We start from the raw sequence: 23,335 nt of genomic DNA on the forward strand, positions 1-23,335 counted from the left end.
TCCATGTAAAGCTGACATAAATCAAGCAACAGGACGCTTGAACGCCGCCCGCATGGCATCAATCTTGTCGCGGCAATGGCAACCTTCGATATGATCATTGATCAAACCCATTGCCTGCATAAAAGCGTAAACGGTTGTCGGCCCCACAAATGACCAGCCACGCTTCTTCAAATCTTTGGAGATTTTGGTTGATGTTGCCGAGGTCGGATTAGCAATCAAAGTCGGATAATCCACTATCTGAGGGCGATCTTTTTCATCCGGCTCGAAGCTCCAGAAATAAGCCGCCAGCGAGCCTTTTTCTGCAACCAGCTCAATTGCGCGTTTGGCATTATTGATAGTGGAGCGGATTTTGCCTTGATGGCGCACAATACCGGCATCACCGAGCAAACGTGCCACATCATCCTCGCCATAAAGCGCAACTTTATGAAAATCAAAACCATCAAAAGCCGCACGGAAATTTTCACGTTTGCGCAAAATTGTCAGCCATGACAGGCCGGACTGAAAACCTTCCAAACAAATCTTTTCAAACAGGCGCTGATCACTAACAACGGGATGCCCCCATTCATGATCGTGATAATGGAGATAATCAGGCAATGCTCCCGGCCAAAAACAACGAATTTTCTGGTCTTCACCTTTAATAAGTCCGGCTGCCAAGCCGTTCTCAATCGCCTGCTCGCTATCACTCACTGACTTAACCTTCAAAAATCATCATTTTAAAATCTTTTTAACCACAAATCATAAGATCAGACTAACTACAATTCGTAAACTCGCTGATTATTTAAAATTTCACACCAGATCGCACCAAGCTGTTTACTATTCCGTTGGGTTTATCGGAGATGATCATGTGATTACACCAGTGCTTTCAGGATTTACCCTCATGCAGCCAAGACATCTTTTATTAATTGCTTCGGTCTTTGCAGTCAGTGTTTCTGCGGTTTCGGCGACAGCTGTTCTGGCCAATGCCCCAACGCAAACGGCACAGGCAGTGAAAATCACTCCCCATGCCGCTCAGCATTGATAGTTTAACTTTTAACGCCTGAATTAAGCCGCCAAAGCACTCAATTCCACCGGCTTTGGCCCGCCATATGCCCAGTCGAGCAGCTCGACAGTGTGCACAATCGGCAAACCAGTGCCGCCCGCAATCTGCGTCATGCAACCAATATTACCCGTGGCAATCAAAGCCGCACCGGTTGCTTCAATATTTCCCACTTTTCGTGTTCGTAATTTTGCAGCGATTTCCGGCTGCATAATGTTGTAAGTTCCGGCGGAACCACAGCACAAATGCCCTTCCAAAGGCTCACGCACTTCAAAGCCGGCCTGCACCAGCAAATCTTTAGGCTGACGGGTGATTTTTTGCCCGTGCTGCATTGAACAGGCCGAATGATAAGCAACGCTTAAAGCTTTCGGGCTTTCAGGTTTTGGCAATTCGAGCGTTACCAAATATTCTGTCACATCTTTGGCCAAAGCTGAAACACGCGCAGCTTTTTCTGCATATTGTGCATCCAGACGCAACATATAGCCGTAATCTTTAATGGTCGTGCCGCAACCTGAAGCGGTGATGATAATGGCATCTAGGCCACCCGCTTCAATCTCACGCGTCCAGACATCAACATTATGGCGCGCCTGTTGCAGCGCTTCTTCTTCGCGCCCCATATGATGCACCAGCGAGCCGCAGCAGCCCTCGCCCTTCGGCATCACCACTTCAATATTAAAGCGGGCGAGAAGGCGCAAAGTTGCTTCATTAATACCGGGTTTTAACACCGGCTGCGCGCAACCATTTAAAATCGCCACACGCCCACGGATCTGTTGTGGCTTTACAGGCTCAAGCGTTGATTTAGGTGCAATTTCAGAAGGTGCCAAACGCAGCATCGCGGCATAGGGTTTCAGCGCATCGAATTTATCAAACAAGGGCGCCAGTGGGCGACCAAACCTTGCCATCCGCAGTGCCAAACGGAAACGTGCCGGATAAGGCAGGATTTTCGCCAAAATGCCGCGCGTGATGCGGTTCATCAACGGGCGCTGATAGGTCTTTTCAATATGGGCGCGCGCATGATCAACCAGATGCATATAATTAACACCGGACGGACATGTGCTCATGCAGGAAAGACAAGACAAACAGCGATCGACATGACGCACGATTTCCTCATCTGCGTCACGGCCGTTTTCCAGCATATCTTTAATAAGATAGATACGACCACGCGGGCTGTCCAGCTCATTGCCGAGCGTCACATAGGTCGGGCAAGTGGCCGTACAAAATCCGCAATGCACGCATTTACGCAGGATTTTTTCGGCTTCATTGACTGCCGGATCCAGCAATTGTTCAGGGCTGAAATTCGTCTGCATAGTTTAAGCTCCAGCCTGATTTTCAAACGGATACATACGACCCGGATTGAGAATGTGTTCAGGGTCAAATTGCGCCCGCAGCCGCTCACTCAGCAGTGCCAAGGCTTTTGGCTGCGGCTCAAACACATCTAAATTCGCGCGCATGTCCTCAGTGCCACGCACCAAAGTGGCATGACCGCCGCCATATTTGGCAATGAGTTTACGCAACAACAACGCTTCCGGATCAGCTTCCATACGCAGCCAAGCCAAGCCGCCCTGCCAGTCATAAAAAGCATCAACACCAGTGTGAAGGCGCAGTTCCGCCACCATCTGATGTGCCATCATCGGCGTCATGGATACACGCCAAACCGCGCGACTGCCTTGATCCGCGAAAGGCAAAACATCCCTGATTTCGCGCCAAAGCGTGACGGATTGTGCTTCATCCAGCACTTCTATTTCGCCGCCGAGCAGTTCTTGCAGCTGCTTGCAACGATGTTTGACCGATGGTGCAAAGCCTTCAAGCCGCAAAACAGTGGCAGATTCCGCCCCCAAAGCACCGCCTAAGAAACGCCAGACAACACTGACTGGCAAATGCGCGGCTGAAGCAACCTCTTCGCGTGAGCCCATCGCCATCGCCATAATGCGGGCAGCCTGCTCATCATCAAGCCCGCGCACCGCCAATGTGGCAAATGTTTCCGGCACCGGTAGCACTTTAAAAGTTACTTCCGTCAATACGCCCAAAGTGCCCCATGAATTGGCCATACCTTTGGAAAGATCATAACCGGTGACGTTTTTAACCACACGACCACCGGATTTAAACAATTCACCACGCCCCGATACCACCCGCACACCCAAAACATGGTCGCGGGCCGAGCCTGATTTAATACGGCGTGGGCCGGTCAGATTGGTGGCAAGCATGCCGCCGATGGTGCCCTGCCCCGAAGGCTGCCCCAGCAAAGGGCCATAATCCATCGGTTCAAACTGGAAGGACTGATTGTTTTGCGCAAGCAATGCTTCAATCTCTGCCAGCGGTGTGCCAGCTTTAGCGCTGATCACCAGCTCATCCGGCTCATATAAAGTGATGCCGCTTAAAGCCGACATATCAAGCACATGCCCGGTTGTAATCACGCGGCCTTGCGCACGTTTGGAACCTTGACCAATGATTTCAAGCGCTTCGCCCGAACCCACAGCCTGTTTAACCAGTTCAACAACGGCAGTTTCGTCTTGGGGATGAAAAATCGTCATAATGTTCTCGGCTTAAAAACGCGGCAAATCAGGAAACGCCAATTCACCGCGATGCACATGCATGCGGCCAAGCTCGGCACAACGGCGCAGTTGCGGAAACACCTTGCCCGGATTGAGCAAATGCTTCTCATCAAATGCACATTTCACCCGCATCTGGTGATCCAGATCAACCTCGTTGAACATTTCCGGCATCAGGTCGCGTTTTTCAACGCCTACGCCATGCTCACCGGTCAACACACCGCCAACCTTGACGCAAAGGCGCAAAATATCAGCGCCGAATTCTTCGGCTGCCTGTAATTCACCCGGAATATTTGCATCATAGAGGATCAGCGGATGCAGATTGCCGTCACCGGCATGAAACACATTGGCAACGCGAAGCCCGTGACGCACTGACATTTCACGCATACCGGCCAGCACTTCCGGCAAGGCTTTACGCGGGATCGTACCATCCATGCAGAGATAATCCGGCGAAATACGCCCGACCGCCGGAAAAGCCGCCTTGCGCCCTGCCCAGAAAGCATTACGCTCTTCTTCGGAACGCGACAACTGACATGTGGTTGAGCCATTGCGCTGCGCAATCGCCTCCACCATTTCAATCAGATAATCCACCTCAACCGGCGGGCCATCGAGCTCCACAATCAGCAAGGCTTCCACATCCAGCGGATAGCCGACTTTAACAAAATCTTCTGCCGCTTTGATGGCAGGACGATCCATCATTTCCATGCCGCCCGGAATAATACCGGCGCCGATAATTTCTGCGACACAGACGCCTGCCTGCTCGCTGGATGGAAAACCGATCAGCACAGCGCGTGCCACTTCCGGCTTTTGCAAAATCCGTACGGTGACTTCTGTCACCACGCCCAGCAAACCTTCCGAGCCGGTCATCAGCCCCAGCATATCATAGGCTTCACTGTCGAGATGTTTGCCGCCGATGCGCAGCACTTCGCCACTGATCAGCACCACTTCAAGGCCGAGCACATTATTGGCGGTCAGGCCATATTTGAGGCAATGCACACCACCGGAATTTTCGGCAATATTGCCACCGATAGAACAGGCAATCTGGGAGGATGGATCAGGCGCATAATAAAAGCCCTCATGTTCCACCGCTTTGGTAATGCCTAAATTGGTGACGCCCGGCTGCACGACGGCGACACGGTTTGGATAATCCACCTGCAAAATGCGATTAAAACGCGACATCACCAAAAGCACTGCATCGCCCAAAGGCAATGAACCGCCGGAAAGCGAGGTGCCAGCACCGCGCGGTACAACACGCACTGAATTTTCATAGCAATAGCGCAAAACCTGCGACACCTGCTCAACCGTTTCCGGCAAAACCACCACTAAAGGCAGTTGCCGATAGGCGGTCAGTGCATCGCTTTCAAAAACACGCATCGCATTGGTGCTATCGACTATACCTTCTCCCGGTACAATCGCACGCAAAGCTGCAATAATTTCACCGCGTCGCGCCATGACCTTTTCGTCAAGCGCAGGCATTACCAATCCACTCATGAGAGCCTCCTCACGCCAAAGTGCATTTGGCACGCTCGCCGTCAAGTGGTAAATTAATTTTACCAGCGGACAAACTGCCTCACTCCCCTTTCGTATAAAGCAGTTTAGCCTGTTGTGAAGTGCATGGAAACCAGATGACTTGCACTCATAGGAGGATTAAGTTTACATCTGCCTTTCGAGTGCATCGGGCATCAACTGCTTTTCAGCTGGCAAGCCGGCTTAACTTTAAAATCCTGACGGAGCGAAATGAGCAATCTGGCTGATATGGAAATTTTTGCACGTGTTGTTTCAAGCGGCAGCATGTCGGCGGCAGCGCGTGAGTTAAGCCTTTCACCCGCCGTTGTTTCCAAGCGCCTCAGCCGGCTGGAAGAACGCTTAGGCACAAGGCTTTTGCAACGCACCACCCGCCAGATTGCACTGACCGAAGCAGGCCAAGGCTATTATGAGCGGATTTTAGGTATTTTGGCCGGCATTGAAGAAGCGGAAGATTTTGTAGCGCGGCGCTCGCAAGATGCCCGCGGCACATTAAAAATCTCAGTTCCTACCTCTTTTGGCCGTATGCATATCGCACCGCATCTTGAACCCTTCATGCGAGAAAATTCCGACCTCACCATCAATATGATGTTGTCGGATGAATTGGTTGATATTGTCGGCGATGGCTATGATCTGGCCATCCGTATCGGTGAATTATCCGATTCGACCCTTGTGGCACGCAGACTTGCGCCGGTGACACGCATTTTGGTGGCCTCGCCGCATTATATTTCCACGCGTGGCATGCCGCAGACATTTGATGATTTAGACCAGCATTCTTGTCTGGCGCCGCATAATAATGAAGCATGGCGCTTAGAAGGGCCTGACGGCCCTGTCGTATTGCGTCCTTCCGGCCCGTTGCAAACCAATTCCAGCGAAGTGGTGCGCGAAGCAGTACTCGCCGGCATCGGCATTGCCCAGCGCTCTACCTGGGATATCGGCCCTGAGCTTGCAGCCGGTAAACTGGTGCAGGTACTGCCAGCGTACACAGCCTCGCGCAATGTGGCGATCCATGCAGTTTATCCCTCACGCCAGTTTCTGCCAGCTAAAGTACGGTTGTTTATTGATTATCTGGCCGAACTTTATGGCACCGTCCCCTATTGGGACAGCGGCATTTATCCTGAACATCACAAGCAATAATCGCCCCTACCTGATTTTGAAGTAAAGCTTGATCCATGACAGAGACCAACAGCGCCACAATCTTTACCACTATCAAATCGAGCAAAACCTCGGATGAAGTGGTGCGCCAGATTGAGGCTCTGATTTTGGAAGGCGTGCTGCGCGGTGGTGATCGCCTGCCTTCAGAACGCGAACTCGCCCTACAATTTGATGTCTCACGTCCGATTTTGCGTGATGCCCTAAAGCAGCTGGAGCTTTCCGGTCTGGTGGTTACCCGTCATGGTGACGGTACATCCATTGCCAATGTCATCGGGCAGGTTTTCAGCGAACCGGTGGTGAAACTTTTCCCGACCCACCATAAAGCAGCAGCGGATTATCTTGAATATCGCCGAGAAATCGAAAGCATTGCCGCGCAATATGCTGCAGAGCGCGCCACCAGCGCTGACAAAGCCTTGCTCACCGATTTGATGGAGGGCATGGAAAAAGCGCATCTGGCTAAAGACTATGCCCTGGAAGCAAAGCTGGATGTTGAGTTTCACAATGCTATCGGCGAATGCGCCCATAATATTGTGCTCTTGCATACATTGCGCTCTTGCTATCAGCTTTTGAATGATGGTGTTTTTTATAATCGCAGCATTGTCTATGACAGTGCGGAATCATCCACTCGCCTGCTTGATCAGCATAAAGCGATTTATCTCGCCATCATGGCCGCAGACAAAGAAGCCGCCGCCAAAGCCGCTGCTTCACATATTCGTTTTCTGGAAGTGCAGATGGATAAAAAGCAGCGCGCCATGATGCGCGAAAGAACTGCTCAATTGCGTGCCCTGCAAAGAGGTGTCGCAACAGAAAGCCCTATTCAAGATTAAGCAAACAGGGCTTTAAAAATTAAGATTAATGACGGTGTGAAACCGAAACACCGTAACCATCGCTGGAAACCTGATCGCCAGCATCTACGGAAAAAATACCTGCTGCCATGAAAACGATACCGGAAAGCATCAATACGGTTACTAAAGTCGCGTGTTTAACGGTCATCTTTTAAAACTCTCGGGCATCAATTCATGTGGGGGGATTTGGCTTTATCAAACAGGATCACGTGCACCGGACTAAACGCGGCATTGCCATCCTGTTTGAAAAACCCATGAGCCAGTTACAATGCAAAAAGATTACCGGCAACTAAACCAACAGCACTTATGCAGTAGTTTGTAGTACCCAGCACAAATAACAGAGGCGCTGTGGCAAGCTTGCAACGAAAACAGCCCGGTTGTGGTTAATTTAATGTATCAATTTTCATAGTCTGCATGGCGCTCATGCGGTGAGTGCGCATTTTTTAAAACCGGCACTCGCACATTCAGCTATTGATTCCTTTTCGCACACTAAAAAGCCGCTCTTGACCTGCCCGCATGCTTTCTGCCATCGATAATTTCATGAGAGCAAATTACAAAATGCAACGACTATATCTGGATGCTGATTTTGCCGCAGATGCGGTAATTGAAGCACCAACTGAGGCTGCCCATTATCTGACCCATGTGCTGCGTATGAAAGCACATGCACAAGTGCTGGTTTTCAATGGCCGCGATGGTGAGTGGAAAGCAACACTCAAGCCTGAGGGCAAAAAGCGCCTGAACCTGCAAATCAACGAGCAAACACGGGTGCAGCCGGAAGCATCAAAACTGATTTATTGCTTTGCTCCGCTCAAGCAAGGGCGCCTTGATTACATGGTGCAAAAGGCCGTCGAGATGGGTGCAGGTGTTTTGCAGCCTGTCATTACCCAGCACACACAAGTGCCCAAACTAGGCATCGACCGTATCAAGGCCAATGCAACAGAAGCTGCCGAACAATGCGGCAATTTAAGCCTGCCGGAATGCCGTGAAGCTTTGCGTTTTGACGCGTTTTTAGAGCAATGGGACACATCCGTTCCGCTGATCTTTTGCGATGAAGGGCACGAATCACACAACCCTTTAGAGCAGCTGCAAGCACTGCCGCGCGGCACTCATGGAATTATTATTGGGCCAGAGGGTGGTTTTTCGGAAAGCGAACGCCAATATCTGCATAACCAACCCTTTGTGACCTCAATCCCGCTAGGACCCAGAATTTTGCGTGCAGATACAGCAGCCGTTGCAGCCCTCACTCTTGTTCAGGCCGTTTTAGGTGATTGGTAAGATATGCTCATTTTACAAGGTCACATTTTTCCGCAACACAGTGTTTAATCGAAATAGGCTTGCTTGATTTGACAATTGCGTCCTATCACTCAACTAATCGCATCTATTAATTTAAGGATCGGACAGCATGGCGCGCGATACAACTGACGAGACAGCTATCTCGGGCGTTGAAGACTTAGCTCTTTATTTGGCCGACGGCTGCAAGCCGAAAGACAAATGGCGCATTGGTACCGAGCACGAAAAATTTCCATTTTATGCTCATGAAAACAGCCCTGTTCCTTATGAAGGCGACAAAGGCATTAAAGCGATCCTTGACGGCATGCAGGCCAAGCTTGGCTGGGAGCCGATCATCGACGAAGGCAATATTATCGGTCTCGTGGAGCCAACCGGTCAGGGTGCAATCTCACTGGAACCGGGCGGTCAGTTCGAGCTTTCCGGTGCTCCGGTTTCAAGCATTCACCAGACCTGCCGCGAAGTAAACGCGCATCTTGCACAGGTGCGTGAAATTGCCGAACCGCTTGGCATCCGCTTTTTAGGGCTCGGTGGCAGCCCGAAATGGACATTGGCAGAAACGCCTGTCATGCCAAAATCACGCTATAAAATCATGACCAATTATATGCCTAAAGTGGGAACACAAGGGCTGGACATGATGTATCGCACCTCCACCATTCAGGTGAATTTGGACTTCTCGTCTGAAACGGACATGCGCCGCAAAATGCAGGTTTCAATGAAACTGCAATCTGTCGCAACCGCCCTTTTTGCAGCCTCTCCGTTTACCGAAGGCAAGCCAAACGGCCTGCAATCATGGCGCTCTGACATCTGGCGCGATACCGATAATCAGCGTTCCGGCGTTCTGCCATTCGTCTTCTCGGAAAATTTCGGTTTTGCCGATTATGTCGAATGGGCGCTTGATGTGCCGATGTATTTCATCCTGCGTGATGGTCATTATCATGACTGCACGCATGTCACCTTCCGCCAGTTTATGAATGGCGCATTGAAGGGTGAAGTAGCGGATCCCGTGCCAAATCAGGGCGACTGGGCAAATCATATTTCAACGCTTTTCCCTGAAGTGCGCTTGAAGCGCTTCCTCGAAATGCGCGGTGCCGATGGCGGCCCTTGGCGTCGTATTTGTGCACTTCCGGCCTATTGGGTTGGTCTTCTCTATGATGAAGAAGCGCTGGATGCAGCTGAGCAGCTCACCAAAGACTGGACCTATGAAGAGGTGCTTGCACTTCGCAACATCGTTCCGGCACAAGGCCTGCACAGCCCGTTCCGTGGCCACAAGCTGCATGAAGTTGCCCGTGAGACGCTGGCCATTTCCAAGCTTGGCCTGAAAAACCGCAACAAACTCAACAATGACGGCTTCGATGAAACCTGTTTCATCGCGCCATTGGAAGAAGTTATTGCCCGCGGCAGCACCGAAGCTGAAAAAATGTTGGAAGCATATCACTCTGTCTGGGGCGGTTCCATCGACCCGATTTTCCTCGAATATGCTTATTAAGATACTGATTTAATTTATCAGTTCTGTTTTGACGAAGGCCAGACAACCACTAACCGGTTATCTGGCCTTTTTCGTGCTACAATTAGGCTCATTGATTTATCACAAAAATAGATAGATTATCGCCGTTCAATAATAATAAAAACGGATATATAGGCAATGAATACTCCGCTTGATCTGGATCAGCTGCAAACCTTCATTGCAATTGCTGACAGCGGCAGTTTTACGCGTGCCGCAGAGACGATTTTTAAAACCCAGTCTGCCGTTTCCATGCAAATGCGCCGTCTGGAAGAACGTATCGACAAGCCGCTATTTGAACGCGACGGCCGCAATAACCGCCTGACTGAAGACGGTCAGAAGCTGTTGATCTATGCGCGCCGTATGCTCCGCCTCAGCCATGAGGCGATTGCTTCTTTTGACGATCAACAGTTGGAAGGTAATATCCGCATCGGTATGCCGGATGATTATGCCGACCGTTTTTTACCTGAAATTATGGCACGGTTTTCACGGTCTAATCCACGCGTTGAATTATCGGTGGTTTGCGAGCCGTCGATGAACCTTAATGAACTTATCAAAAAAGGCGAACTGGATCTTGCATTGGTAACCCAATGCGATCAGGTGCACCCATCAGAAATTTTGCGAACAGAACCTTTATTATGGGTCTCCTCCGCCAGCCATAATATTCATGAAGCCGAAGTGCTGCCGCTGGCGGTCGGGCGCACCACATGCGTTTGGCGCCGCTCGGCTATTCATGCTTTGGTGGAAGCGCAACGCGATTATCGCATCCTGTTTACCAGTTGGTCGGCAAGCGTTTTGAGCGCTGCCGTTCTCGCAGGTCTTGCTGTTGCTGTGCTGCCTGAATGTGCGCTACGCCCAGGCATGCGCGTGCTGACCGAAGCTGAAGGCTTTGCACAATTACCAAAATTCGGCATCGGCATTTTGCGTGGTGCCAGCAAGCAAGCTGCCATTATGGATGCACTGGTGCAGCATATTGTGGCAAGTCTTGAAACAATTTCTACGCCACCAATTACCTCGCTCGCACCCGAGCGCCAATTGGCAAGCCATCAAAAACAAAAGAAGAGCAACACACATTATCTGGCGATAGACTGGTAATTCATACGCCTCACAGCTTGACCTTAAAGCGCAAAAACGGGCCAATAGGCATATGAATAACCTGTTCGATTCGCCGCCTCCGGCAAATGTAGCTGCTAAAAACAGTAGCTCCAATGTTGCTGAATATTCGGTCTCCGAAATTTCGGGCGCACTCAAACGCTCGATTGAGGAGCAGTTTGGCCATGTGCGCGTGCGCGGTGAAATTTCCGGTTATCGCGGCCCTCATTCATCAGGGCACGCCTATTTTGCTTTAAAAGACGACAAAGCTCGCATGGAAGCGGTGGTTTGGCGCGGCTCAATGAGCAAATTACGCTTCCGGCCGGAAGAAGGCATGGAAGTGATTGCCACCGGCAAACTCACCACCTATCCGGGCTCTTCCAAATATCAGATCGTCATCGAGCAGATGGAACCGGCAGGTGCCGGCGCCTTGATGGCGCTGCTTGAAGAACGTAAGCGTAAACTTGGTGCAGAAGGTCTGTTTGACCCCGCCAATAAACAATTACTGCCCTTCATGCCGAAGGTGATCGGCGTTATCACATCGCCAACCGGCGCTGTAATCCGTGATATCATCCATCGTATTACCGACCGTTTTCCGCTTCATGTATTGGTCTGGCCAGTGCGTGTGCAGGGCGAAACCAGCGGTGAGGAAGTCGCAGCCGCAGTGCAAGGCTTCAATAATCTTGGTGCAGACAGCACCATTCCGCAGCCTGATCTTTTGATTGTGGCGCGTGGTGGCGGCAGCTTGGAAGACCTGTGGGGCTTTAACGATGAAGCGGTCGTGCGCGCCGTTGCGGCCTCGCATATTCCGGTTATTTCCGCCGTAGGTCACGAAACCGACTGGACATTGATTGATCTGGCCGCCGATGTGCGTGCCCCTACCCCGACAGGTGCTGCTGAAATGGCAGTGCCGGTGCGCGCTGATTTGCAGGCAAGCCTTGCCTCCCATGCTGCGCGTCTTTCTGCTGCGATGTCCCGTTATTTAGATCAACGCCGTCAGATGCAGCGGGCATTAACCCGTGCCATGCCGGGTGCTGATCAGTTGCTGGCTCTGCCGCGCCGCCACTTTGACGAAGTGAGCAGCCGCCTTGAGCGAAGCCTGCAAACACTGACCCAGCATAAAAAAGTACAGTTCGACGGATTGGCACGTCAGTTTTCGCCGCATTTGCTGCGCCGCAAAATCACCGAGCACAAGCGTACAACAATGCAGCTCAACGAGCGTTTGCCGCGTGCTTTGGCAAACTATCTGCGTGAGCGCCGCACCACTTACACCTACCGCGCCGAGCGTTTAAGCGCTGAACCGATCATGCGCGAAGTGGGACAACATAAATTGTCCCTCACCCAGCTTGACCGTCGTCGTGATCAGGCCATTGGTTTGCGTTTTGAACGCCTCAAGCGCCGCAGTCACGAGCTGGAACGCCTTATGCGGACATTGTCGCATGAAAGTGTGCTGGAGCGTGGTTTTGCCATTGTGTTTGACGATCAGGGCAACCCGATCAAACAAGCAGCCAATATTGATAATGGCGCATCATTGCATTTGCGCTTTGCCGATGGCGAAGTGGCGGCAACCGCCCATACGGAGGCTGAGCCTTTAGCCTCCAAACCAGCAGCACCAGCACCAGCACCTGCGCCAAAGCCGAAGCGCCCTGCCACAGCGCCAAAAAACAATGACAATCAAGGCTCTTTATTTTGAGCTACAGCAATGAACACGTACCGTTAACCCTTAGTTAACCATAATCACACTCAAACTGTGTCATTACAGCAACGATATTCGTGACATATAAGTCACAAGTGTCGTTTGCTCGTCTTTTCTGCCATGTGCTTTCCATATCTTAAGGCTCACTTAAGCTTGTTCCGTCTTGTTAGCCCCGATCTCAAGCACAAGTTTGCCTTTGAATTTAAAGTGAAAGCCCTATGAAAGATAAAAAACAAAACATGACACAGCTTTTGTCCCGCAGAAATTTTCTGATCGGTGCCAGTGCCATTACGCTTTCAGGCTGCGTTTCAACCAATCCCAATATGCGCCCCGCAGCAGATGTCACACCGACTAAAACAGCAGTCAAAGCTGAAGTTCCGCCGATGTATGAAGCATTGCCATATGAAGATTTCCCGATCCCTGCCGTTGATGTTTCCAAAGTGCCGCAAAAATACTGGCGCACCGAGGTTGATTATTTCACAGATGAAAAGCCCGGCACGGTGATTGTCGATACGCCGAATAAATATCTATACCATGTGCTGAAAAATGGCCGTGCCATGCGTTATGGTATTGGTGTTGGCCGCGATGGTTACGCCTGGTCTGGCCACGCGATCATCGCCTACAAGCGCAAATGGCCACGTTGGACACCACCGGATGAGATGGTTGCCCGTCAGCCAGCCCTTGAACCATACAGCATTAAAAATGGTGGTATGGGCCCAGGACTTAAAAATCCGCTTGGTTCCCGCGCACTCTATATTCATAAAGATGGCCGTGACACTATTTACCGCATTCACGGCTCGCCAGAAGCATGGACTATCGGCAAGGCCGTTTCTTCCGGCTGTATCCGTATGCTCAATCAGGATGTTATCCATCTTTATGATAATGTGCGCGATGGCAGTAAGATTGTGGTTATCCCTGATCCAAAGGGCAGCCTTGCCATTACGGCATAAAACAAAAAAGCGGGCTGCAAAGCCCGCTTTTTTTTATTTACTGATCTCTGCACTTTTCAACCGGAACAAACGCCGCCATGTGCTGACGGGCGGATTAACCAGTGCACTTAAAGCCCGCGCATAGTCCAGCACCAGCCCCGGTGTCCATGCCATGGTTTCTGCACGCTGACGCATCAAACCTGCCGCCCATAATTCGGGATAAGAAATAGCCCCCAGCACCGACAAAAGCGGCCAGCGACGCTCACGGAACCCACCTTCAAAAGCTGCATCCAATGCATGAGCCACCGATGAAGAACAATTACGGTTGGTCAAATTATAGGTCGTATCCTGACGATAGCGCTTCCAATAACTGCGCAGTTTTTGCACATCCGCGCCCACCAGACGCACTTTGACGGTGGATTCACACCAGCCATCGGCCTCTTCACGATAAGAGGGTAAGAAACGTCCCGGCACATCATTATCGACAGTTGCACGTAAAATCCGGCCGAATTCATCCGGTGAGCGGTCGATCTCCACCGCAGGATAATGGCTGATATAAATATCCGGTTGCATTTCCAAGGCCGCATGGCCGGTAGAAATCACACCCGTTGCATCTACAGCCGCAATATAGCGGTTGATTGCACGCTGACGCAGCGGCGTTGTCGCGTTGCCGGTTGGCGTCCAGACATGCACAATCACCTCACCGCGTTCAGTTTGCGCTGCTTCTTCTTCAAACACACCGTTAAACAGGCATTGCTCGCCTTTAAACATCGATGTAATGGACGCGCCCGGCTTCAAGCGGCGAATGCGCACCGCAATGCTGATGACACCAACACTGGCCATCATCATCACCGCACCAACATTACAACCGACTGTGCCTTCATACCAAGTGGGCCATGGTTGCAACACGAAGATCGCCAATATAATTTCAACAATACCGGCAATAACGCCTGCGCGCCAACGTGCATAGCGCACCACCACGGCACTGCCGATCCGCACGCCCCCATCAACCAGAAAGCAGATACCAAAAATCATCGCCAGAATAAAATTGGTGGCGTAGGACGACATTAAAATCAAAATGGCAATGATAAACAACAAGATGCCCTGAAAGAGCCGCATCTGTTTGGCCGTTCCGTGACTGCCAAAGGCCGCAATGACGCTCACCACCGCTTCCGGCAGCAAAAAATAACCAAAGGCATAAGACGGGATCAGTGTTTTACCGTCAATCGCATCAATAAAAATAAAAAGACCGATAATGAACCAAACGAGACCGATAGCAAAAAGCTTTTTCCAGTGATGCTGGATGACGTCCCGCCCGAGTAAAAGCAACATAATTCTTATCACGACGAAGCCTCATCCATGGTCTTTTCAAAACGGCCAATAAATAAAATAAATGCAAGAAACACTGCGCAAGCGATACCGACAAAAATCGGCAGACCATGCATTGTGATATCCATCGAAAGCCCTGCAAGCGTTGGCCCAAACAGCGCTCCTGCGCCCCAGAACAAGCCCATCGCCGCATAAATACCCACCAGATCCGTACCACGGAACTTGCTGCCGATAATGGCCAGCATAGTGGTATAAATACCAACAAACACACCGCCCCAGATAAACAAGGCCGGATAAGCAACCCAACCCGCTTGCAAGATAAGCGGCCAGAAAAACGCCCCCGCAATCGACAGAACACTTAAAATGACCATCAGGCGGAAGCGATCCATTTTATCGCAAATCCAACCAATCGGCAGCTGTAATAAAATAGCGCCAACCATCAAAATGGTAATCAAATGCGTGCCACCCTGCTCGCTCCAGCCAAGACGCACCGCATAAAGCGACAAGAACGACAAACCCGCCGTTTCAATACCTGCATTCAAGCCGGTTGTGCCCATCGCAATGGGTGCTGCCCGCATATAGCGCAGTAAATTCAAATTATGCGTCTGCTGCATGGCCGGTGCCTGCACACGACGATAGCAGATAAAAATTAAGGCCAGCAGCGCAATCAGACTACCGATGAAAAACGGCAAAACGCCTTCATGGCCGGCAAAAGACAGGATCAAAGGCCCACCAGCAAAACCCAGTGACAGAAACGCCGTATAGGCTGCCATGATACGTCCGCGTGTCGCATCACTGCTTAATTCGCTTGCCCATGTTTCAGTCAATACAAACAAGATTTCAGCAGCAATACCTAGACCAAAGCGCAACGGAAACCACAGCCAGAAGCTCGGCATAGCCGGAAACAGCGCCAATAAGACAGCGGTCATAATAAGGGCGAGAATGATAAGCCTGCGTGTACCATAACGGCTTGCCCAGCGTGGCAACATCGGCGCCACACACAAAACACCAAGCGCATGCATTGCGGCATTGATACCGATAATCGTTTCGGTCACGCCTTGCTCGGTCAAAGACAAAGCCACCAAAGGTGCGGTCAGACTATAAGTTAAGCCAAAAACCGACGCAGTGCCAATAACAACGGCAAGCGATAGCAATAACTGACCACGAGATAATTCTAATGCAGGTCGTGACGACCCGTCAGTATTTGTATCACTCAATGAACCTCACTTGGCGGTTATTGTTATGATACCGCCCCCCTCAAACTATTACGAAAATAGTCACTCTTCATTCTCTATAGAACTATATTGGGAGCTTATCACTATTAAAAATAGCATAGTCAGCAAAAATTATATTTGGTTATCAGAAACTCTTTCAAAAAAAATGCCGGAAGATTTTCATCTTCCGGCACTGTTTTTACGAAACCGTAAAAATTACTTGGCTGCAGCCTGTTCAAGCAATGGCAGCATGCGTTCTTTTGCCTTTGGAGGCATTTTTGCATTTGGAGCAGTTTCAAGGTTGCTCAAATCGTCGCCAACAACAACGAGAGCGACCATGCCCATTGCAAAGTGTGGCAGGCACTTAACGCCGTAAACACCTTCTTTATCGAAAGTAACTTTTACTTCCTTATTGATCTTGCCTTTGAAGGTTGCTGCGCCTTCAGGCATCATGTCCTTCATGCTTTCAGCATTGTGTGAAGGATCGGTCGGTACGAAAGTTACGGTATCGCCAACAGCAATTTTGGTAAGCGCTGGTTCAAAAACCATATCGCCGCCTTCACCTTTGTTGAGCATTTTAACTTCAAAATCTGCAGCCAGTGCAGGTGCGGATGCTGCTGCGAAAGCAATCGCAGCTGTAGCGAACAATGTAGAAATTTTCAATTTTCTGCTCCAAATTCGGAACTAGTAAGGAACTTACTTAGCTTCATTTGACAAAAATGGTTTCAACCATGCAATCCGGGGGAGGTTCGATGCACGGCCCATCTCTTGGTCAAGTAGGTAAATGGTTTAAGAAAGTCAATAAATTCTGCAAAAACTTTACCAATATACATAAAAATATAAGTAAAATTGATCTAAAAAAGCCCTGTTTTTCGGTAAAAAGGACTATATTCTCATAACGAAAAAGTTACTCCTTGTAACATTGCTTCAAGACCGTTTCTTCACTCGACGCTCTAAAACAGATGCCAGTTGTAAAGAGCAAAGCACAATGGCAGAGCCAATGATTATTTTGAGTTCAGGCACTTCATTAAAAAATACATAGCCGGTGATCGCCATTACTACGATGGAGAGATAGCTGATCGGTGCAAGCACACTGGCATCGGCCAGACGATAGGCGCGCAAAAAGCAATATTGCCCTGCTTGTGCCAGCAAACCAATACCGATCAGTGGTATCCAATCCATTGTTTTGACCGGTTGCCAGCTGATAATCGCCGGAATAGCGGTCAGCACCACCAGACCGACCGTATAAAACACCATCATCACTGTGGTGCTTTCTTCACGCAGCTGCCGCGTTTGGATTGTCGCTAATGAACCAAAGACCACATTAACGGCAATTGCCACCAGCCCCACACTCCAGACAAAGCCACCACTGGGATTGAGCATAATCAGCACACCGCCAAAGGCGATACCAGCGCCTATCCACTGAATACGGCTGACCTTTTCTGACAACATCACCACCGCCATCAGCATGGTGACCAACGGCCTTGAAAAGCTTAAAGCATTGACCACCACCAGCGGCATCAGCGCATAGGCAAAAAACTGACTGGTCAGTGCGATGGCATTACAGACAATACGGGTAAGATTGCGCCAGGGATGGCGGATATGCAGCATCTGCTGCCGCTCACGCCAGATCAGCGGCAAAATGAAAATCAGCCCGATCAATGCACGGATAAAAACAAGCTGAAAAGCCGGATAAGATACACCTTGCGCCTTCACCAGTGCCGACATGGCACCGGCAACCAGCAGCATGTCCGCCAAAGACCATATAATGGCCTCTCCGGTCGAACCTCTGCCGGTTGCTGCGTTTTTTACACGCGACCTATCTGGTGCTGTCTCATGCCGGTTGAACAAGATTGGCCACCAATCGGAAAGCGCCCGGCACCAGCCGGTCAAGCTGGTGATGCAAAACAAGGCTTGTATGTGTATGACGCCCCTGCCCGATTTCGGCACTCAGTAACGCACCAAATAATGGCTGTTCATTGACATCATGCATCGATAAAAGCGGCACATAGGCATCATCCCAGCCGGAGATGAAATAAAGGCCGCGCTCTTTATCCCAATCGTCAAAATCATCCATATCAATCTGGTTCGGCCCTTTGAGCAATTTATGCTCAGGCTGCAGGATCGTTACGTCAGAAGCCGGATCGGTTACGCGCCAACGTAAAGAAGGCGTACCGATATTCAGACGCAATGGCGGTGTTTGCTCTGCCACCCAGCCATCTGTCGGGCGATGATAAAGCGTGACCAAATGGCCGCCTTTATGCACAAAATCATGCAATTTAGCGGTCGCGTCTGCCAAATCTTTGCGCAAACCAAAGGCAAAAATACCGACAACAATTGTGGTAAACTGCGACAGGTCACCGGCCAGATGCTTCTCTGTCAGCATGGTGACATCAAGCCCCATGCGCGTAAGCCACAAGCCCACCCGATCAGCGCCACCGCCGACATAACCAATTTTAGCATTTTTCGGCAGCGTTAAATCCAGCGCCAGCACTTGCAAAAGCTCTGGCTCACGATAACTCACCGCACCGATATGCGGATAGCTGGTGTGATCAACCTTAAAAGCCTCACGACCATCAATTTGTGGCACAAAACGCAACAAATCCGGCTCGATCTTCTCAGGTGCTGTCAAAGTCACTTGCGCACCTTCTTGCGTAAGCACCCAGCCTTCCGGCGCGCTAAAACGAACAGGTGCCTGCGCACCGCTGATTGTCATGCAGGAGGTCAGGTTTGGCGTGTTTTTATCCTGCAATGACAAAATGAAAGCAGGCGGGTCAAGGGCCAGCGAACTGGCAGGTAAAATGGCAAATGGCTCTTCCAGATCAAATTGTGCGCTGGCCTGATAGCCGGAAAAATCCGCGGTCAAAACAATATGCGCCTGACCATTGCCTTGCAGTGATGTCCAATTGGGTTCGAACACCGGGCTGAATGCCGCTCCGGTTTCAGCAATCACATCAAAATTGAAATGACGGCCATTTTGTTCGGTCGGTATAACATCCACATATGCTGGGAAAACAGTTTCAATATTGACCTTATAGCGGCGATAATCTTCGCTGAGGCTCACCTTCAGATCACTTGCCTGCCCCGGCGTCAAAGTGCGTGAGGTAAGGGCCGCATTTTCAAACAAATCGGCCGCTTCAAAAAGCGCATGATTGATTTGCGTGATTTTTCTGGTCAGACGATGATCATGCAGTTTCAAAAAGTCAGCTGGCGCATGTTCGCGCGCAGTTTCAGTGGCTTTTGCAGCCTCGACCAGACAGGCCATAATCGCACCGCGATCAGGAAAAGCAGAAAGCGCATGATCCAGCGCATCCTGCGCATCACGCAAACAGCTAACCGCTTTAGCTGAAAGGCCGGATGTTAATGCCAATTGTTCCAGATTGGCAGGCAAACCATCCAGCACCGATGTTTCACTGCGCACTTTATTGCTTGCCAGCAACAAATGCAGCGGCCATTCTTTTTTCGGATTTTCCGGCCAATAGCCCATGCCCTGACTGGCATGGTAATAACGTGACCACTCACCGATGCGGTCATAATCAGCGCCGGTTGCCACATCACGGGTTTCTGCGCGCACGGTTACCGTTGCAGGCGGCGGCGGCACCTCATCATCATAATAGCCATTGCTACCACCCGTCCACGCAGGCAGATAATATTTAGCCACCTGCCAAACGGTCAGTCCTTCTTCAAAATGTTCAGGATAGGCTTTAGGGTCAGCAGCCAGCGCAATGGCTTTTTCGGCTGCACGCGTCATTGCGCGGTGATGGCCGTGCTGACCTGGCACATCAAGAAATGTCGGAATCACAATGTCAGGACGATCGGTGCGGTAAGCGCGCACCAGACGCTCAATGGTGCGATCTTCACCCCAATGTAAGAAAGTGCCGTCGCCATCTTTGGAAAAGCCGAAATCATGCACAGGATCCTGAGGGCCATGACCAAGCCATGTCACATCGCTGTCGATGGCACGCGCTGCTTCTTCCAATTCGCGGCTGCGCACAGCACCCAAAGCACCGCTGCGCTCAGGCCCAAGCACATTTTGCCCGCCTTCGCCGCGGGTGGAACAGCCGATAATCACCCGCATACCTAAAGCAAAACGGAAATAAGCCAGCATACCGCTTTGCTCATCATCGGGATGGGCTCCGGTATTCATCATGGTGACGGTTGATTGCAAACGGCTAAGGCTGCGATGCAAGCGCACAAGTGCGGGTGCAGCCATCTGCTTTTCAATTTTCTGACGCGCGTCAAGCATGATAGTCCTCCAGATATTTTTAGTCTTTTACAGATCAGATGCCGTATCAAGCTTCGGCGTCATGACCTCAAATAGCGGCAGGGCAGCAGCGCCCAAAGCCGCGGTAAACTGGCCGGTTGCCCCGAGAATCACCCGCGGCATGACCCGTTCCTGACGGCTCGCCACCGAAATCGGCAGTGTCCCCATCATGGTCACCAGTTCCTGCAAAATAGAATCCGGCAGCATACCGCTTAAAATCACGGTCTGCGGATCCAGAATATTTTCGATCATTGCGATCATCGGCGCCAGATGCGCTGCGGCCTCATGAAGCCAGTGCATCAGAACCGGATTTTTCTCTTCATGAAGCGTAACGAGATCGTCAAATTCAGTGCTTTCAATGCCAGCCTGATTAAGCGCTTCACGCAATGAATAATGCGAAGCGTAACGTTCCAGACAGCCCTGCTGGCCGCATGCACACGGACGCCCTAATGGCGAAACCACCACATGGCCGATTTCGCCCGCATTGCCGAATGCACCGCGAAACGGCATGCCGTCAACGATCATGCCAAGCCCGATACCAGCGCCGAAATAGATCATCGCAAAACTGGAAATACCGTGTCCGGCACCAAAAAGACGCTCACCCACGGCAGCCGCAGACGCATCATTTTCAATGATCACTGTCTCGCCGCATGCTTCACTTAAAAAAGCCGCCGCATCGATATCCGCCCAGCCCGGCAATGTTGTCGGGCCGACCGAGGTCATGCCTTCCACATCAAAAGGCCCCGGCATCACGGCGCCAACCCCCAGCAAAGGGGCGGTAAAGCTTTGCTTTATTTCAGCAATTTCACTCGCAAACTGTTTAGAGAGCTTTTCAGGGCTGGTATCTTTGACCGGTGTGATACGGCGCAGACGCGGCTGCCCCGCCAAATCCAAAACGGTTGTCACCATATGGTCGGATGCCATTTCAACACCAATGGTCATTGCACCATCAGGATTAACCGCAAACTGCTTGGGCGGCTGACCGCGACCAGCGCGTAAACGCCCCGTCTGCATCAAGAGTTTTTCACTCACCAGCTCGTCAACAATATTGGCAATCGCTTGCGCGGTCAGGTGCGTGAGGCGCGCAATATGCATGCGCCCGAGCGAACCATGCTGACGCACAACATCCAGCACCACGCGACGATTATGATCGCGAATCCTCTCCGGATTTTTCCCCAGAGTGATCTGATGGGTCGTTTGTTGATCATTATCGAGCTGGAAAACCATTCTACTCACCCTGCTATCCCCTGAAAAAGTGATAGCGCATATACCTCAAACACAGCAATAGATTAATTCAAGTAAATTATCTTATTGACAAAACCATGTTTTATAGGGAACCGTAAGGACTAACACTTTGGTGTTTTCTGTAGCACATTAAATTCCACAAGCGAACAAATGTTCTACGGAAGAAATAAGTGGCGGAATAGTATATTGTGCAAGTTGCAACAGTTGAAGTCCGTTCATTTGCAACACTGGAATCAAGGTTCCGGGCAATTGGTTCAGCATCCTCTTCGCAATCAACAAGCGAGGCGGCGCTTAGGGAGGTTCTAATATGCGTAAACTTATGTTTGCGAGCTTGGTTGCTGGTTTCAGCACAATGGCTTTTAATGCAGCTCAGGCTGTTGAAATTGAATATTGGCAGTATATTTTCGAAACCCGCGTTAAAGCTATGGACAAGCTGATCGCCAATTTCGAAAAAGCCAATCCAGACATCAAGGTCAAACAGACCACATTCCCTTATGATGATTATCAGACCCGCGTTATTGCTGCCAAAATGGCCGGCAAGACCCCTGATGTCATGCAGCTTTTTTATGGCTGGCTCGACAAATTCGTAGCTGGCGACATTCTGCAGCCACTGTCAAAAGAAGCATTCCCGCACGATAAGATCGAAAGCGACTTCTTCTCCATCGTCAGCGCCATGAAACGCGGCGATGAATATTACGGCTTGCCGACCGCTGTGCGTTCATTAGCTGTTTTCTACAACAAGAAATTGTTTGAAGAAGCAGGCCTTGATCCAAACAAGCCACCGCAGACACTGGAAGAATTTGTTGAAGCCGCCAAGAAAACCACCAAGCGTGATGGCGCAGGCAATCTGACCACTGTTGGCGTAACCATGGATATGGCTGGTCAGGATCACCATTGGTGGCGTGAAGTGCTCGTTCGTCAATATGGTGGCGTGCCTTACACCGACAATGACCGCAAAGTGGCTTACGACACCGAAGCCGGTGACAAAGCTTTGAAATTCTACACCGACCTTCAGCTTGAGCATAAGGTCAGTGAACAGAAATTCATGGATGAAGGTCAGGCTGCATTCCGCGCCGGTATGGCTGCAATGACCATTGACGGCACCTTCCGTCTGGGTTCATTCCGCACCATCGAAGGCTTCGAATGGGGTGTAACCGAGCTTCCAGCCAATGCTGAAGGCGTTCGTTCCAACTATGCCAGCTATTTTGCCAATGGTATCGGTTCCACTGTAGAAGGTGAAAAACTCGTCGCGGCACAGAAGTTCCTCGACTATATTTCTTCACCAGAAGCGATGGAAATCTGGCTTGAAGATGTAGGTGAACTGCCTGCACGTCGTGCTGCTGCCCAGACCGAGAAAAATCTGGCAGACCCGATCTACGGTCCGTTCCTAAAAGGCCTGGATTATGCTCACACCACCATGTTTGTGGATGAAGCAGCCCAGCGTCAGACCGCAATCGACATGGTCAACCGCGTAGCCCTTGAAAAGCAGCCTACGAAAGATTCACTTTCTCAGGCTGCAAAAGCTGAGCAGACTGTAATCGACGACGCTCAGTAAGACTGCAAAAATAAAAAGCGTGGCCCTAAAACTCATACGAGCTTAGGGCCACGCCACATTTTATTTCATTATTTTGCGTCTGCTTTTTAAGTCAATATTACGCTTATCTCG

At 50.6% G+C, this 23,335-nt stretch carries 20 protein-coding genes; 9 read left to right on the plus strand and 11 right to left on the minus strand.

Features of this window, described 5'->3' with window-relative positions; all coding sequences use genetic code 11:
- Nucleotides 1–21: 21 nt before the first annotated feature.
- Nucleotides 22–687, minus strand: coding sequence for a DNA-3-methyladenine glycosylase I (locus ABDZ76_RS02665; protein WP_343800928.1), 666 nt, complete (start codon nucleotides 685–687; stop codon nucleotides 22–24).
- Between the two features lie 190 nt (nucleotides 688–877).
- Between ABDZ76_RS02665 and ABDZ76_RS02670 the strand changes: the two genes are divergently transcribed.
- Nucleotides 878–1,018, plus strand: a complete 141-nt coding sequence (locus tag ABDZ76_RS02670; RefSeq protein WP_184220804.1) for a hypothetical protein — start codon at nucleotides 878–880, stop codon at nucleotides 1,016–1,018.
- 23 nt (nucleotides 1,019–1,041) lie between these two features.
- Here the strand turns inward: ABDZ76_RS02670 and glcF are convergent, their stop codons facing one another.
- Genes glcF through ABDZ76_RS02685 form a run of 3 tightly spaced genes read right to left on the minus strand, consistent with a single transcriptional unit; the run spans nucleotide 1,042 to nucleotide 5,076 of the window.
- The gene (gene glcF / locus ABDZ76_RS02675) at nucleotides 1,042–2,343 is read right to left on the minus strand and encodes a glycolate oxidase subunit GlcF (RefSeq protein WP_343800933.1); all 1,302 of its coding nucleotides are present in this window, start codon (nucleotides 2,341–2,343) and stop codon (nucleotides 1,042–1,044) included.
- A 3-nt stretch (nucleotides 2,344–2,346) separates the two neighbouring features.
- Nucleotides 2,347–3,567, minus strand: a complete 1,221-nt coding sequence (gene glcE, locus ABDZ76_RS02680; RefSeq protein ID WP_343800936.1) for a glycolate oxidase subunit GlcE — start codon at nucleotides 3,565–3,567, stop codon at nucleotides 2,347–2,349.
- Between the two features lie 12 nt (nucleotides 3,568–3,579).
- Nucleotides 3,580–5,076 carry an FAD-linked oxidase C-terminal domain-containing protein gene (locus ABDZ76_RS02685; protein WP_343800939.1) on the minus strand — a complete coding sequence of 499 codons (1,497 nt, stop codon included), beginning with the start codon at nucleotides 5,074–5,076 and terminating at the stop codon, nucleotides 3,580–3,582.
- A 246-nt stretch (nucleotides 5,077–5,322) separates the two neighbouring features.
- Between ABDZ76_RS02685 and ABDZ76_RS02690 the strand changes: the two genes are divergently transcribed.
- Entirely contained in the window at nucleotides 5,323–6,246 is a 924-nt protein-coding gene (locus ABDZ76_RS02690; RefSeq protein ID WP_343800942.1) for a LysR family transcriptional regulator, read from the plus strand.
- Between the two features lie 35 nt (nucleotides 6,247–6,281).
- Nucleotides 6,282–7,091, plus strand: a complete 810-nt coding sequence (locus tag ABDZ76_RS02695; RefSeq protein ID WP_343800945.1) for an FCD domain-containing protein — start codon at nucleotides 6,282–6,284, stop codon at nucleotides 7,089–7,091.
- Nucleotides 7,092–7,116: 25 nt separating this feature from the next.
- Here ABDZ76_RS02695 and ABDZ76_RS02700 read toward each other — a convergent pair whose 3' ends face one another.
- Nucleotides 7,117–7,257: a hypothetical protein gene (locus ABDZ76_RS02700; protein WP_184220821.1), complete on the minus strand. Its 141-nt coding sequence runs from the start codon at nucleotides 7,255–7,257 to the stop codon at nucleotides 7,117–7,119.
- A gap of 392 nt (nucleotides 7,258–7,649) precedes the next feature.
- On the opposite strand from ABDZ76_RS02700, the gene ABDZ76_RS02705 reads away from it, so the two are divergent.
- The 5 genes from ABDZ76_RS02705 to ABDZ76_RS02725 all read left to right on the plus strand — a co-directional run bounded on the left by ABDZ76_RS02705 (nucleotide 7,650) and on the right by ABDZ76_RS02725 (nucleotide 13,638).
- On the plus strand, nucleotides 7,650–8,384 hold the full coding sequence (locus ABDZ76_RS02705) for a 16S rRNA (uracil(1498)-N(3))-methyltransferase (RefSeq protein ID WP_343800949.1): 735 nt from the start codon (nucleotides 7,650–7,652) through the stop codon (nucleotides 8,382–8,384).
- Nucleotides 8,385–8,511: 127 nt separating this feature from the next.
- Entirely contained in the window at nucleotides 8,512–9,885 is a 1,374-nt protein-coding gene (locus ABDZ76_RS02710) for a glutamate--cysteine ligase (RefSeq protein ID WP_343800951.1), read from the plus strand.
- A gap of 156 nt (nucleotides 9,886–10,041) precedes the next feature.
- Nucleotides 10,042–10,995: a LysR substrate-binding domain-containing protein gene (locus ABDZ76_RS02715; RefSeq protein WP_343800955.1), complete on the plus strand. Its 954-nt coding sequence runs from the start codon at nucleotides 10,042–10,044 to the stop codon at nucleotides 10,993–10,995.
- A gap of 52 nt (nucleotides 10,996–11,047) precedes the next feature.
- Complete coding sequence (gene xseA / locus ABDZ76_RS02720) at nucleotides 11,048–12,685, plus strand: exodeoxyribonuclease VII large subunit (protein WP_343800958.1); 1,638 nt, start codon at nucleotides 11,048–11,050, stop codon at nucleotides 12,683–12,685.
- A gap of 221 nt (nucleotides 12,686–12,906) precedes the next feature.
- Entirely contained in the window at nucleotides 12,907–13,638 is a 732-nt protein-coding gene (locus ABDZ76_RS02725) for a L,D-transpeptidase (RefSeq protein WP_343800961.1), read from the plus strand.
- 33 nt (nucleotides 13,639–13,671) lie between these two features.
- On the opposite strand, the gene ABDZ76_RS02730 is transcribed toward ABDZ76_RS02725, so the two are convergent.
- The 6 genes from ABDZ76_RS02730 to ABDZ76_RS02755 form a co-directional block, all read right to left on the minus strand.
- On the minus strand, nucleotides 13,672–14,949 hold the full coding sequence (locus tag ABDZ76_RS02730; RefSeq protein WP_343800964.1) for an HdeD family acid-resistance protein: 1,278 nt from the start codon (nucleotides 14,947–14,949) through the stop codon (nucleotides 13,672–13,674).
- Nucleotides 14,950–14,957: 8 nt separating this feature from the next.
- Nucleotides 14,958–16,163, minus strand: coding sequence for an MFS transporter (locus ABDZ76_RS02735; RefSeq protein ID WP_343800967.1), 1,206 nt, complete (start codon nucleotides 16,161–16,163; stop codon nucleotides 14,958–14,960).
- A gap of 213 nt (nucleotides 16,164–16,376) precedes the next feature.
- The gene (locus tag ABDZ76_RS02740) at nucleotides 16,377–16,823 is read right to left on the minus strand and encodes a pseudoazurin (protein WP_374844519.1); all 447 of its coding nucleotides are present in this window, start codon (nucleotides 16,821–16,823) and stop codon (nucleotides 16,377–16,379) included.
- A 264-nt stretch (nucleotides 16,824–17,087) separates the two neighbouring features.
- Entirely contained in the window at nucleotides 17,088–17,930 is an 843-nt protein-coding gene (locus tag ABDZ76_RS02745) for a DMT family transporter (RefSeq protein WP_343802969.1), read from the minus strand.
- A 64-nt stretch (nucleotides 17,931–17,994) separates the two neighbouring features.
- Nucleotides 17,995–20,406, minus strand: a complete 2,412-nt coding sequence (locus ABDZ76_RS02750; protein ID WP_343800970.1) for a PIG-L family deacetylase — start codon at nucleotides 20,404–20,406, stop codon at nucleotides 17,995–17,997.
- A 27-nt stretch (nucleotides 20,407–20,433) separates the two neighbouring features.
- Nucleotides 20,434–21,651, minus strand: coding sequence for an ROK family protein (locus ABDZ76_RS02755; protein WP_343802972.1), 1,218 nt, complete (start codon nucleotides 21,649–21,651; stop codon nucleotides 20,434–20,436).
- A gap of 325 nt (nucleotides 21,652–21,976) precedes the next feature.
- Here ABDZ76_RS02755 and ABDZ76_RS02760 point away from each other — a divergent pair, with 325 nt between their 5' ends.
- Nucleotides 21,977–23,224, plus strand: coding sequence for a sugar ABC transporter substrate-binding protein (locus ABDZ76_RS02760; RefSeq protein WP_343800973.1), 1,248 nt, complete (start codon nucleotides 21,977–21,979; stop codon nucleotides 23,222–23,224).
- The last annotated feature ends 111 nt before the right edge of the window (nucleotides 23,225–23,335 follow it).

The organism is Paenochrobactrum glaciei (genome assembly GCF_039522165.1).
Classification (GTDB): domain Bacteria; phylum Pseudomonadota; class Alphaproteobacteria; order Rhizobiales; family Rhizobiaceae; genus Paenochrobactrum; species Paenochrobactrum glaciei.

What these genes read in the sequence shown, in the direction of transcription:
- ABDZ76_RS02670 (WP_184220804.1), top strand. Translation starts at nt 878, where the DNA reads ATGCAGCCAAGACATCTTTTATTAATTGCTTCGGTCTTTGCAGTCAGT.
- glcF (WP_343800933.1), bottom strand. Translation starts at nt 2,343, where the DNA reads ATGCAGACGAATTTCAGCCCTGAACAATTGCTGGATCCGGCAGTCAAT.
- glcE (WP_343800936.1), bottom strand. Translation starts at nt 3,567, where the DNA reads ATGACGATTTTTCATCCCCAAGACGAAACTGCCGTTGTTGAACTGGTT.
- ABDZ76_RS02685 (WP_343800939.1), bottom strand. Translation starts at nt 5,076, where the DNA reads ATGAGTGGATTGGTAATGCCTGCGCTTGACGAAAAGGTCATGGCGCGA.
- ABDZ76_RS02690 (WP_343800942.1), top strand. Translation starts at nt 5,323, where the DNA reads ATGAGCAATCTGGCTGATATGGAAATTTTTGCACGTGTTGTTTCAAGC.
- ABDZ76_RS02695 (WP_343800945.1), top strand. Translation starts at nt 6,282, where the DNA reads ATGACAGAGACCAACAGCGCCACAATCTTTACCACTATCAAATCGAGC.
- ABDZ76_RS02700 (WP_184220821.1), bottom strand. Translation starts at nt 7,257, where the DNA reads ATGACCGTTAAACACGCGACTTTAGTAACCGTATTGATGCTTTCCGGT.
- ABDZ76_RS02705 (WP_343800949.1), top strand. Translation starts at nt 7,650, where the DNA reads ATGAGAGCAAATTACAAAATGCAACGACTATATCTGGATGCTGATTTT.
- ABDZ76_RS02710 (WP_343800951.1), top strand. Translation starts at nt 8,512, where the DNA reads ATGGCGCGCGATACAACTGACGAGACAGCTATCTCGGGCGTTGAAGAC.
- ABDZ76_RS02715 (WP_343800955.1), top strand. Translation starts at nt 10,042, where the DNA reads ATGAATACTCCGCTTGATCTGGATCAGCTGCAAACCTTCATTGCAATT.
- xseA (WP_343800958.1), top strand. Translation starts at nt 11,048, where the DNA reads ATGAATAACCTGTTCGATTCGCCGCCTCCGGCAAATGTAGCTGCTAAA.
- ABDZ76_RS02725 (WP_343800961.1), top strand. Translation starts at nt 12,907, where the DNA reads ATGAAAGATAAAAAACAAAACATGACACAGCTTTTGTCCCGCAGAAAT.
- ABDZ76_RS02730 (WP_343800964.1), bottom strand. Translation starts at nt 14,949, where the DNA reads ATGTTGCTTTTACTCGGGCGGGACGTCATCCAGCATCACTGGAAAAAG.
- ABDZ76_RS02750 (WP_343800970.1), bottom strand. Translation starts at nt 20,406, where the DNA reads ATGCTTGACGCGCGTCAGAAAATTGAAAAGCAGATGGCTGCACCCGCA.
- ABDZ76_RS02755 (WP_343802972.1), bottom strand. Translation starts at nt 21,651, where the DNA reads ATGGTTTTCCAGCTCGATAATGATCAACAAACGACCCATCAGATCACT.
- ABDZ76_RS02760 (WP_343800973.1), top strand. Translation starts at nt 21,977, where the DNA reads ATGCGTAAACTTATGTTTGCGAGCTTGGTTGCTGGTTTCAGCACAATG.